The sequence below is a fragment of the Flintibacter muris genome (assembly GCF_943192995.1).
GTDB classification, from domain to species: Bacteria; Bacillota; Clostridia; order Oscillospirales; family Oscillospiraceae; genus Lawsonibacter; species Lawsonibacter muris.
Genome location: NZ_CALPCP010000036.1, coordinates 1 through 12751, shown reverse-complemented (window position 1 = coordinate 12751; position 12751 = coordinate 1). Strand labels below are relative to the sequence as shown.

General features: G+C 57.9%; 5 protein-coding genes and 2 pseudogenes. 6 read left to right on the top strand and 1 reads right to left on the bottom strand.

Features of this window, described 5'->3' with window-relative positions:
• The first annotated feature begins 77 nt into the window (after positions 1-77).
• The 5 genes and pseudogenes from NFS22_RS18505 to NFS22_RS18485 all read left to right on the top strand — a co-directional run.
• Complete coding sequence (locus NFS22_RS18505) at positions 78-7685, top strand: SpaA isopeptide-forming pilin-related protein (RefSeq protein WP_251319201.1); 7608 nt, start codon at positions 78-80, stop codon at positions 7683-7685.
• Between the two features lie 65 nt (positions 7686-7750).
• A complete protein-coding gene (locus NFS22_RS18500; RefSeq protein ID WP_251319200.1) occupies positions 7751-8260 on the top strand; it encodes a hypothetical protein in 510 nt (169 codons plus the stop codon).
• Positions 8261-8277: 17 nt separating this feature from the next.
• The gene (locus tag NFS22_RS18495; protein ID WP_251319199.1) at positions 8278-8616 is read left to right on the top strand and encodes a DUF3852 domain-containing protein; all 339 of its coding nucleotides are present in this window, start codon (positions 8278-8280) and stop codon (positions 8614-8616) included.
• A 64-nt stretch (positions 8617-8680) separates the two neighbouring features.
• Positions 8681-9547, top strand: coding sequence for a conjugal transfer protein TrbL family protein (locus tag NFS22_RS18490; protein ID WP_420908890.1), 867 nt, complete (start codon positions 8681-8683; stop codon positions 9545-9547).
• 9 nt (positions 9548-9556) lie between these two features.
• Positions 9557-9879 (top strand): annotated as a pseudogene (locus NFS22_RS18485) (DNA cytosine methyltransferase); the annotation flags it as partial.
• A gap of 125 nt (positions 9880-10004) precedes the next feature.
• Here NFS22_RS18485 and NFS22_RS18480 read toward each other — a convergent pair.
• Positions 10005-11228: an IS110 family RNA-guided transposase gene (locus tag NFS22_RS18480; RefSeq protein ID WP_251319198.1), complete on the bottom strand. Its 1224-nt coding sequence runs from the start codon at positions 11226-11228 to the stop codon at positions 10005-10007.
• An 855-nt stretch (positions 11229-12083) separates the two neighbouring features.
• Between NFS22_RS18480 and NFS22_RS23900 the strand changes: the two are divergent.
• Positions 12084-12668, top strand: a pseudogene (locus NFS22_RS23900) (DNA cytosine methyltransferase); the annotation flags it as partial.
• Positions 12669-12751 lie beyond the last annotated feature (83 nt).

The window sequence follows — 12751 nt, the reverse complement described above, 5'->3', positions numbered from 1 at the left end:
AGTAATCCCCCGCGCCCTCTCTGGAAACAGAGAGGGTATTTTTTTGCCCCAAAACCTTTTCAAGGAGGAACTTTGTTTTGAAAAAACGTATGATTTCCCTCTTCCTGGCTCTCGTTACCTTGCTGGGCATCCTGCCCGTAACCTCCTTTGCCGCCCCCACTCTGGAGGAGGCCATGGCTGAGGTGAACGTGTATGCCAAGAACGAAACCCTCAATTGGCTGACCATGAACGGCAGCGTCAAGGAGCAGCACTATACTTATTATAAGTATGAATCCGTGCAGACCGGGCAGGTCAAAGAGATTCCCGCCTACTGCGTGGACCCCAAGCTGTACGGTGTTCCGGTCAAGGTGCCCGAGGGAACGCCCATAAAGTACAGCGCCAAGGAAACCATGTCCGACTACAAGCTGGTGGGCATCGTTTCCAACGGCTACCCCCACCAGTCCTTGGAAACCCTGGGCCTCAAGACGGTCAACGAGGGCTACTACGCCACCAAGACCGCTGTCTGGATTCATATCCTGGGCAACTGGTCCATCGACAAGCTGGGTATCAATCCCAACCTGTCCGGGGCCGACCGTGAGGCGGCGGAGCGCGTCCTCCAGGCCACCAAGGACATCTACTGGCGGGGCGTGATGTGGAACAAGATGTACACCCCCAAGCTCACCGCCACGGCGGACCGGGACAAGGCGTACCCTGTCACCATCAACGGCGAGGCTTACTATCAGCAGGAATTTACCGTCCGAAGCGAGACCTGGGCCATTGAGTCCGTAAAGCTCTCCCTGGGGGAGGGCGCTCCCGCCGGGGCCAAGATTCTGGATAAGGACAACAAGGAAATAACCTCGCTTGTCCTGGACACCAACAGCGACGACGGTTTTTACAACACCTGCAAGGTGGTCTACCCCGCCTCCAGCGTGGAGGGCCAGACCGGCTCCGTCACACTGAACATGAGCTGCGTGGTGGACCAGTACGTAGTCTACTACGCCAAGACCCTGGAGAAGGACAAGTACGGCAACATCCAGGACTACCTTCTGGACACCGACCCCAGCTACCCCATCGAGGCCAGCGCCATCAGCCAGTATTCCGCTGACCCGGACAAGCCTGATAAGCCGGACGATCCTCCCGACTCCAGCATCACGCAGTTGAAAATCACCAAGCTGGAAACCGGGACCGAAACCCCGCTGGAGGGGGCTGTGTTCGAGGTCTTGTACCCCGACGGCAAGCCGGTCGGCTCCTATTCCACCAACGCCAACGGCGTTATTACCATCCCCCTGAGTATCACCGGAAATTATACCGTGACGGAGCAGACCCCGCCGAAATTTCATGTGCTGCCCAAGCATACCACGCAGAATGTCACTGTCATGCACGGCAAGACGGCGGAGCTGACCTTCTGGAACGACCCTTACGGCAGTCTGCGGGTGCACAAGGTCAGCGATACCGGCGACAATCTGGCTGGCGTCACCATCCAGATCAAGCACGTCAAGAGCGGCGAAACCTGGACGGAGAAAACCAATCAGGCGGGCGTCGCCGTGTTCAACGAGCTCCCCTTGGGCGGCTACGAGGTCCGGGAGATGGCCGGTATCGAGGGCTGGATTGCCGAAACCGATACTGTCCAGACCGTGGCCGTTGTGGCCGGGGAGGAATCCACCGCCACCATCGTCAACAAGGCGCTGCCCGGCCTCAAGATCATTAAGTACGACCGGACCACCCTGAAGGTCATGGCGGACATTCCCTTTGAAATCTGGCGGGACGGTGTTTCCCTGGGCCAGCATACCACCAACGCCCAGGGCGAAATCCTGATTACCAACGCCCAGCCCGGCACCTATCTGGTGCGGGAGGTCCAGAGCGACGACGAGCACGTCACCGACACAACTCCCCAGCAGGTGGAATTAAAGCCCGGAGACGGGATCAAGGAGCTGGTTTTCTACAACGGGAAGAAACCCGGTATCCGCCTTGTGAAGGTGGACAGCGCCAACCTGTCCAAGCCCCTCCCTAACGTCAAGTTCAGCATCCGGGCGGTAGACGGCACCTTCGGCCCCAAAGAGTTCACCACGGATGAAAACGGCGAGATCGACCTGTCCAAGCTGTCCCCCGGCGCTTACGAGGTCACGGAGTTGGAGTGCCCCGGCTATGTGATTGACCAGGCCCAGCGCATTATTCAGTTGGAGGCCGACCAAACGGCGGAGTTCGTTTTCACCAACAGCAAAAAGCCCGACCTGCTGTTGAAAAAGGTCAGTTCGGACGGCAAGCCCCTGGCGGGAGTTTCCTTCCGGTTGGCCAAAATCGAGGACGGCAGCCGGTATCTGGACCGTACCACCAACGCCCAGGGCGAAATTCTGTGGGAGGGCCTGGAGCCCGGCGTATACTCCCTGCGGGAGACAGCCACCACGGCGGACCACATTCTGGACCTTCGGGAGTATCATGTGGAGCTGTTCCCCGGCAAGGTCAGCACGATCTGTATTGAGAACCAGGAGCGGCCCAACCTCACCGTCTGGAAGCGGGACGCAGACACTGGCGAGGTCGTACCCAACACAGTTTTCCTGGTCAAGGCGGCGGATGGCCACAGCGTCAACGAGGTCAGGACCGGCCCGGACGGCAAGGGCACTCTGGAGAATCTGCTCCCCGGCGTGTATGAAATTTCCGAGAAGTCTGTCCCGGAGCCCTACCTCCAGGACGCAGCCAACCAGCTTGTGACCCTCTACCCCAACAAAAGCAGGGAGGTCCTGTTTGAAAACCACAAGCGGCCCAGCATTGAGATCATCAAGGAAAATTCCATCACCCATGAGCGGCAGGCGCATGTTCCCTTCCAGGTCTGGTACGCCTCCAACAACACCAGCACCGGCGAGTACAACGACCTGGGCGTGTTCTACACCGACGAAAATGGCCGCATTGTCCTCACCGAGCCGGATATTTTCCTCCGTGACGGCTGGTTTCGGGTGAAAGAGCTGGAAGCGCCTCACGGTTTTGCCCTGGCGGACCCCGACACCCAGGAGGCGTTCATCCCCTCCGGGACAAGCCACACCTTCCTGTTCCAGGACCGGCCCCTGTCGGCTATCTGCGTCTGGAAGTATGACAGCGTCAGCCCCAACATGGCCATTGAGGGGGCGGTCTTCCAGATCCGCTACCTCTCCGGGAACACCTCCGGTACGGGCGGCACCGTCATCGGCACCTACCGCACCGGGCAGAACGGCTCCTTCACGGCCACCGGCCTCCCCGCAGGCACCTACGTCATCGAGGAGCTGTCCAGCGATGGGGACCATGTGATCGACACCCCGCCCCAGACCGTGTACCTCTCCGGCAATGATCAGGAGGTTATCCAGGTCCATTTTGGAAATAGCCCGAAAGGCTCCCTCATGGTCAAAAAGGTGGATTCTATCACCAAGCAGCCCCTTTCTGACGTGGAATTTTCAGTAACTGACAGCAAGGGCAACGTCGTTGGCGACGCCAATGGCAAGTTCGTTACGGACAGCACCGGCAGCTTCACCGTCAGCGGCATTGACCCCAGCACGACGCTGATCGTGAAGGAAATCCGGGCCAAGGACGGGTACATCCTGGACGACATGCCCCAGACCGCCGTTATCAACGCCGGCCAGACAGTCACCCTGGAGTTCCGCAACCAGCCTCTGGGCTCCCTGCTGATCCGGAAGGTGTGCAGCGTCAATCCCTGCGTCACCCTGGCAAACGCTGAATTTAAGGTGACTTACTCCGACGGTGCCCTGATCGGCAACTCCAACGGCGTCTACCGCAGCGATGAAAACGGGGAGGTGCGCATTGACGGCCTCATTCCCGGAAAAAGCGTGGTGGTGACTGAGACAAAAGCGCCGGCGGGCTTCCTGATCGACGCCCAGCCCCAGACCATTGTGATCCAGGCAGGGAAAACGGTCACGGTCACCATGAAAAACCAACCCCGTGGGAAATTGATTATCCAGAAACGGGACAGTCAGACCAACCAGGTTTTGCCTGGCGCACAGTTCCGCATCACCACAGCGGCAGGGTGTGAGGTTGGCCTGGACGGTGTAATCGGCACCGCGACCCTGACCTCCAACGGTATTTTTACCACTGACTCCCAGGGGGAAATTCGCATTTCCAACCTCGCTCCGGGGGCATATGTAATTTCTGAAATCAAGGCCCCGGACAATTATGTCATGGACAATCCCTCCACCAATGTGGTCATCGGGCCCAATGGCGATACCCAGACGGTCATCGTGACCAACACCCCCAAGGCCACCTTGACCATCTTGAAACGGGACGCTGTCACCAAGAAGCCTTTGGCGAACGCTGAGTTTATTGTCCGGGACAGCGAGGGCCACACGGTCGGCCCCACCAACGGCATCTATAAAACCGGGACGGACGGCACTGTGGTGGTCTCCGGTTTGGTGCCCGGCGCCACGATTATGGTCTCTGAAACCAAGGCCCCCTCTGGATACATTTTGGATGAGACGCCGAAGCATATCGTGGTGAAATCCGGCATCTCCAACAGCCTGATTTTTGACGATGAGCCTGGGACAACACTCATAATCCAAAAGTTCATCGAGGGCACCGCCAATGAGCCCTTGGCTGGTGTGGCCTTCAAGGTTGTGGACGGCAGCGGCGCGGCGGTAGGCCCCGATGACGGGGTCTACTACACTGACCACGCCGGCGAGATCGTACTGAACGGCATCGAGCCCGGCACCACCGTCAAGGCCCGTGAAATCAAGACCGTGGACGGCTTTGTTCTTGATGGAACCCCGCAGGATATTCTGATTAAGGGCGGCGAGGTGCAGCGGTTGACCTTCTGGAATCAAAGAGCGGGTACCCTCGTTCTCCAGAAAAAGGACAGCGTGTCCGGGAGTTTTATTTCCGGCGCTCAGTTCCAGCTGACCTATGCCAACGGCGGGTTCGTGGATAACGACAACGGCCACCTGAGCAGCAACGGCCTCTATACCACCGATGAGCGGGGCGAAATCAGGATCAGCGGCATCACAGGCACAGTGGTAGCAAAAGAGGTCAAGGCGGCCCCTGGGTACGTGATCGACCAGAGTACCCAGACACAGACCGTCACCGTCAATCCTCTGGACACCCAAACTTTGGTGTTCCTCAATGAGCCCCTGTGTTCCCTCACGCTCCGGAAACTGGATGCGACCAACGGGAAGCCCGTACCTAACACCGAGTTCACGCTCAAGGACGGCGACGGCAACGTCCTGGGCCGCTACACCACCGGGGCGGACGGGACTGTGACCGTCACCGGCCTTATTCCCAATTCCACCGTTGTTGTCGTGGAAACCAGGGTCCCCTCTAACTACGTTCTCGACCCCACGCCCAGGACCATTATCGTACGCAACGGCAGCAACAGCGTTGCCAGCGGCGGAACTGGTAACGGCGGGAACATCAGCGGTGGCAACACTGGCGGCTCTGGCGGCAGCGGCAGCAATGATGTCACCGTGGAGAATCTGCCCAAGACCACTCTCACGATTGAAAAATACCTGGAGACAGACACCGGCGAGCAGCCCTTAAAGGGCGTGACGTTCCTGGTGACCGATTCCAGCGGCGCTGTCATCGGCAGCAGCAATGGTGAGTTTACCAGCGACGAAAACGGCCGCGTCGTGATTCCCAACCTGGAGCCGGGTATTACCGTCACCGCCAAGGAAATTCGCGTGCCCGACGGCGTGGTGCTGGACCCCACCCCCAAGAGCATTAAAATTGAGGGCGGCATCGGCGGCCAGACCCTCCGCTTTGTCAATCAGAGGGCAGGCAACCTCATTCTCAATAAGGTGGATGGGATCGACAAACACCCGTTAAGCGGGGTTCGTTTCAAAATCACCTACGCGGACGGCTCCAATGTGGACCAGGACGGCGGCAAGACCTCCAGCAACGGTATTTACACCAGCGACGAAAACGGCCAGATCAAGATTTCCAATGTCGTTGGGACAGTGAAAATTATGGAGATCGAGACGATACCTGGGTACTATATCGACGAAAAGTACCGCACCCAGACTGTGGAGATCAAGCCCAATGATACCCAGACCATCACCGTCTACAACGTGCCTACTCAAGCGCTCGTTATCCAGAAGTTCGTGACTGGCAGCAAGGATCAGCCCCTGGCCGGGGTGGAGTTCCTGGTCACCGACAGCGACGGTACAGTCCTTGGTCCCAACAACGGTATCTACAAAACCGATCAGTTTGGCCGCATTACCATCAAGGGCCTTACTCCCGGCACCGTCATTACCGCGCGTGAAACCAAGACCCTGGGCGGCTATGTGCTGGACTCTACGCCTCAGAGCATTGAGATCAAGTCCGGCGAAGTGCAGACCATGACGTTCTACAATGCCCCCATCGGTGGATTGGAGCTCATTAAGGTCTCCGAGGCGGATAAGACCCAGCGCATTAAGGGTGTCACCTTCGAGATTCGGAAAATGGACGGCGCTTTGGTGGACACCGTGACCACCGGGGATCGGGGCCGGGTCCATGTCTCTCTGGACGCGGGCGACTACTACTGCGTGGAGGTAGAGGCCGCTGAGGGCTTCAAGCTCGACAGCACGCCCCACTACTTCACCATCCGGGACAATGAGACCACCACGCTGACCGTGACCAACGCGCCCTTCTCGGGAATTCTGCTTCATAAGGTGGATTCCGCCACCAAGGAGGGCATCTATGGTGCCACCTTCCTGCTCTATGACGCCAACAAGAATCCCATCGGGCAGTACAGCAGCGATGACCGCGGATATGTGTACATCGAAAATCTGACCACAGCCGGCCGGTATTATTTGCGGGAACTGGAGAATGAGGGATATATCGTGGACACCCAGCTGAAGACAGTCTACGTCACTCCCGGCACCACCACCGAGATCACCTGGGAGAACACCGCTGTCACGGGGCAGATTCAGATCTTCAAGACCAGTGCCGACTACAATTCCATGAACGGCTGGCCTGCCGGGACGCCTATCCCCGGCACCGAGTTCGAGATCTACCACTACCGCACCGGCAATCTGGTGGACACGGTCAGGACAGACAAAAACGGCGTGGCCGTCTCCAAGCCTCTGCCCCTGGGCCGGTACAAGGTGGTGGAATCCAAAGCCGCCGACTTCTACGGTCTGGACAAGACTCCCATTGAGGTGGAGATCGAGCACGCCGGCCAGATCGTCAAGACGGCCATGACCAACAAGGCCCTGTACACCAACGTCAGCATCAAGAAGAGCGGCTTTGTGGAGGTCATGCCCGGTCAGCAGATTCGCTATGATTTCTCCAGCATCGCCAACAACTCCACCACTGCGCTCACCAGTTTTTATTGGCGCGATACCCTGCCCACCCAGGCGGTGCGGCTGGACAAGATCGTCACCGGCACCTACAACGTGCAGGGAAATTACAAGATCGTGTTCAAGACCAATCTCAACGGCGAGTACCGCACCATGTACGACAACCTGAGCACCATGCAGAACTATGTGCTGGACGCCTCTCCCGCCGCCCTGGGGCTGGCCTCCGATGAGTACGTCACCGAGTTTATGGTCTCCTTCGGCATCGTTCCCGGCAGCTTCCGCCAGGTGGAGGCGCCCAGAGTGTACTGCAATGTGGTGTCCTGGCTCACTGGAGGGACGCAGTTCGTCAACCAGGCGGACGTGGGCGGCGTCTACAACGGGCAGTGGATCATGGCGACCAGCAGATGGGTCACCAGGGTCTACAAACCCGCAACGCCCCTGCCCCGCACGGGCTATTAAGCCATTTCACAGGAGGAGCCGTCCACATCGGGCGGCTCCTCTCCCTGTCTCTGGAGGTGGAGAATTTGACAACAGAAGAAAAGACCTATGTCCAGCCGGGCAGTCTCCGTCAGCTTGTACTGGATGGGAAGCCGCCGGATGCGGAGATGTTTTGCGGCGCGATGGCCGGTATGTTTCCCAACGCGAAAGGGGGAGCAATCCAGCCCTGGCTCGAGTTTGTGGATGAGATCACTCAAAGCGGCCAGTATGTTGACTTCCAAGAGGAATCGGATTTGGAGACCGCCAAGGCCCACTGGTACGATACCCTCCTGGCCAGCTTTTACCAACTCAAAGCCAAGTATGGGGAACCTTCTGCCACAAAGACGCTGGAGTTGGGACTGGAGCCTCTCTGCCTGTACCCCTATGAGCTGGAGGAGGCCACGGTACAGCTCAGTCAGGGAACCAGCCCGGAAAAGCTGGAACAGATGATGCAGGACGGCCTTCTGGAAAGCGAAACGGCGCAGTTCCCGAAGCTGCGGGATGTGGTGGAGGCGGATGCCCCGGCACAGATTCCGCGAATGAATATGAATTATTGACAGGAAGGAAAAACAACATGAAATTCAAGAAAACGTTTCGTATCCTCGCCGCCGCCACGGTGGTGGCGGCAATCTGCTGCGCCCCGGCTCTCGCCGCCGGCAACGGCAATGTGGCCGATGTGGTGAAGGAAACCTGGACCGCCGCCGCCGCGCAGATCAAGACCGTGGTGGACAGCGTGGTTTTCCCGGCTCTGGACATGGTCCTGACCATCGCCTTCTTCGGCAAGGTGGCCATGAGTTACTTCGACTATAAGAAGCATGGCCAGTTCGAGTGGACCGGTCCGGTGATCCTTTTCGCCTGCCTGGTCTTTACCCTCACCGCCCCGCTCTATGTCTGGAAGATCGTCGGGCTGTAAGGGAGGTATGTCTGGAAGGGAGTGAGCCGATATCTTTATTTTTGACTTTGTTGCCTCCACCATCATGGATAACCTGATCGACTGGTTTTACGGACAGGTGGTGGGATTTCTGGGGAATTTCTTTGCTGAAATGGGCAACATGGGCGTGGAGCTGTTCGAGCTGGACTGGGTCCAGGCCATCGTCCTGTTTTTCTCCCAGCTGGGCTGGGCGCTGTTTGGCGTCAGCCTGGTGGTCTCCGGTTTTGAGTTCGGCATCGAATACTCCACCGGACGGGGCAACCTCCAGCAGACCGCACTCAACGCCATCAAGGGCTTTATGGCTGTCAGCCTGTTCACCGTGGTGCCGGTGCGGCTCTACTCCCTGTCAGTTTCCCTGCAAGGGATGTTCTCCGCAGGGCTGACCGGAGCCGAGACCAGCATCGGCACAGTAGGCGAAAAAATCATCGAAGAACTGACCAGTGTGCAGAGCCTTGCGGATATGACGGAGGCGCCTAACTTCGGGCTGAGCGTCCTGACCAGCCCCATCATGCTCCTGTTCTGCATCATTATGATGGCCTACGCCGTGATAAAAGTCTTTTTCGCCAACCTCAAGCGGGGCGGCATCCTGCTCATCCAAATCGCCGTGGGGAGCCTCTATATGTTCAGCGTCCCCAGAGGATATGTGGACGGCTTCGTCCAGTGGATCAAGCAGGTCATCGGGCTGTGCCTGACCGCTTTCCTCCAGTCCACGATCCTGGTGGCGGGCCTGATGGTCTTTCGACAGCACGCTTTGCTGGGGCTGGGCCTCATGCTCTCCGCGGGCGAGGTGCCCAGGATCGCTGGGACCTTCGGCCTGGACACCACCACCAGAGCCAATATCATGAGCGCCGTCTACACCGCCCAGGCAGCGGTCAATACCACACGCACCGTCGCCCAGGCGGTGGCGAAATGAGGTGAGATCATGGTCAAAAGAATATTTACCATGGGGAGCTTGTTCGATGGGATCGGCGGCTTCCCTCTGGCGGCGGTCCGAAACGGGATCGTCCCGGTCTGGGCCAGCGAGATCGAACCGTTCCCCATTCGGGTCACAAAGCACCACTTTCCCAATATGCTTCATGTGGGGGACATCACCAAGCTGGACGGAGCCAAACTGCCCCCTGTGGACATTATCTGCGGAGGCAGCCCGTGCCAGGACTGTCTGTGGCCGGGGCGCGTGCCGGATTAGCCGGCGCCCGCTCCGGCCTTTTTATGGAACAAATTCGCATCATCACAGAGATGAGAGAGGAGTCCTGCAAACAAAAGTCAAGCCCTAAAACGAAAATTTTTTGGGGGTGAAAAAGGGTATAACAAACCAAGCCTGCAAAAGAGAATTTTTTGCAGACCGAATGAACCATAGATTTCAGCGCCAGTTAATCCTCGGAAAACTCCTTGGTATCAGCGGCAATGAGGCACTCCTTGACCCTAGCGTAGTAAATGCGCAGGAACTTATTCTGGGCAGCGGTCATGTAGACGAAATAAGGCTTGCCCTCGGCCCGCTTCTTGTCCAGGAACTGGTACACCAGCTCGTCAGAGGGAGCCTTGCGGAGATAGGTGCAGACGATCTGGTATAGCGTCTTGCGCAGGTGAGGAGAGCCCCGCTTCGTTGTGGGATTGCTCTTGGAGATGTGCTTTCCGGAGTCATCCACCGCCGGGTCAACGCCGGCAAAGCTCACGATGGAGCTGCGGCGAGGGAACCGGCGCACATCGCCAATCTCCGCCATCAACTGGACGGCAGTGGTTTCACCCACACCGTACATGGCCCGAACCGTTTCATACTCCGGAAGCTGCTGGGCCAGTCGGGTCATCTCAGTGCGCAGGACGGCCAGTGTGGCTTTGGCGGAGGCCAGCTCCTTTGCTGCGGTTGTAATGAGCAGTTTGGTGTTGCTGTTCCTGGGCAGAGTCGTAATATGACCCATGCTGTCCATATACAGTTCCGCCGCTTTCCTCTCACTGAACTGGTAGCCTTTCCGCTTGCACCACTTGCGGTAGCGCTCCGTAAAGGCCGCTTCGCTGGCCAAATTAATGCACTCGCAATGCCAGAACGTCGTAACGAAATCAATCCACTTCTGGCTGCCATCGGCGCGTTCCGGACTGGTAAACAGCTCGTTTACACCCGGAAAGACTTTGTCAGTGAGGGAAATAAGATTGTTCTGCAGCGCCACCACATTTTTCATATAGAGATTGTACTGGCGGGAACACAGCTTCAGTTGTTCTCGAATCGTTTCCATAGGGGTATATTCCCGCAGATCCACCCAGTTGTCAAGAGCGTACTTGGCGATTTTCATTGCGTCGGCCTTGTCAGTTTTGACCTTGCGGATGGAACCGCCTCCGCTCTGCTTGATGAACAGCGGATTCAGCACGGTCATACGGATACCGTACTCATGCAGCGCCGCCGCCACTGGCTCATGATACCGGCCCGTGGCCTCCATGAGCGCCCTGGTATCCTCCCCAAGCGCGAGGATGTCCAGCGCCATCCGCTCCAGGCCAACCTCGGTGTGCGGATACTCCTTTGGCGGCAGAGCAACTTCACCCATTGGCCTCAGGGCCGCCATCATGCTTTTCCCTTTCGATACGTCAATTCCTACTGCGTTCATGATCTCCTCCTGTGTGATTGGATATGGCGTCCGTCTCTGTTTCTCGCCGCTTGTTCAATCTCCTGGCTGACGCGAGCGCACCGCATCCGCACGATGGCTCTACCTGCGCAAATCGAATGCCGCGAATGAGAGAGACGGCTGACGGACTCCTCTGCGGGCGTGTTAGCCCAAGGATAAAAGTGTCAGGCCATTTACTCTCCCATTCTACAGCTTCAGCTTTGAGACGACAAAAGACACGGCTGGCTGCCGTGCCTCATACCGTAACTATATTGTAGGAGGATAAAAAACGTGGAAGGACAGGTATCGCTATTCGGCCCAGATTCGGCGTATGGGAAAACGTGCCAGGCTGTCTCTCTTCGGGCCGAGACCCGAAAACGGGAAAAAAGAGGCCGGGGAGCGATTTCCAGCAGGTCCTTCGGTCGTTCCTCCAGATTGAAGAACCATACCTTGATGTTATTAGACCTGAGAGAGGGCGCTGGGAATATGCTGGGGCCGTGCTGGGAATACGATCCTCCCTGGCTTGGGTCACTTGGGACGCTCAATACTTCGGAGTGCCCCAGAGACGTCGTAGAGTCTTTCTTGTCGCAGATTTTGCTGGCTATAGCCCCATTGAAATATTATTTATCGAAGAAGGCGTGCAAGGGAATTTTGCGCCGGTCGAGGGAGCGCGGAAAACCCTTGCCCCGGCTGTTGGAGACGGCGCTGCGGCTGCAGGCGGGACTGGTCCGGCCAACGCTGGCCGTGCTGGCTGAGCTGGGCCTGATCACGGAACCAGGCTGTCTGAACCCTTGGGACACCCAGCAGGCCCGCGTCTTTACCCCGGAGAGCAAAGCCCCCACACTGGCCAGTGCGGACGGAGGCGGAGGACGAAACCCTGCCGGGCTACTGTTTACAGCGGGCTTCTGTGCCGGGGCAGGCCCCTCTGCCGGAGGAATTGGATTTACGGAGGAGCTTTCCCCAACCCTGAAAGCCTCGGAGAGCGGCACCAACATGGTGCCGTCTGTCCTCTGCCTCAATGATCAGGGCGGTAAAGCCATGCACTGCACGGAAAATATCAGCGGCACGCTCCGGGCCCAGGAGCACGGGCACCAGCCGCTGGTATTTGAGAATCATGGCGTGGATGCCAGGTATACCGGCCCACACCGGGTATCTCCAACCTTATCCTGCCGTGCGGGCACTGGAGGGAACAACCTTCCTTTGACTCTCCAAAGCCAGGTTGAGGTGTACTCACGGCAGAGAACAGATAAATTTAAGGCTGACGACGTTGCTTCTACAGAAAGCGACAGGCAGTATAAGGATGCCACTGATCTGGTCTGCCAAATCAAAAAACTCCCGCTTTTGATCCGGCGTTTCCTGCCGATAGAGGCGGAACGCCTCCAAGGCTATCCTGACAATTGGACTGCTCTGCCCAAAGCCTCAGACTCCGCAAGGTACCGAGCGTTGGGGAATTCGGTTTATTTAATCATAGTCGTTATGTGAAGAACAAATGTGAAAACTGCGTCAGGAGAGAATTCCTGACGCAG

Excerpts from the sequence above, each read along its gene's own strand:
- NFS22_RS18495 (WP_251319199.1), top strand. The coding sequence starts at position 8,278 with ATGAAATTCAAGAAAACGTTTCGTATCCTCGCCGCCGCCACGGTGGTG.
- NFS22_RS18490 (WP_420908890.1), top strand. The coding sequence starts at position 8,681 with ATGGATAACCTGATCGACTGGTTTTACGGACAGGTGGTGGGATTTCTG.
- NFS22_RS18480 (WP_251319198.1), bottom strand. The coding sequence starts at position 11,228 with ATGAACGCAGTAGGAATTGACGTATCGAAAGGGAAAAGCATGATGGCG.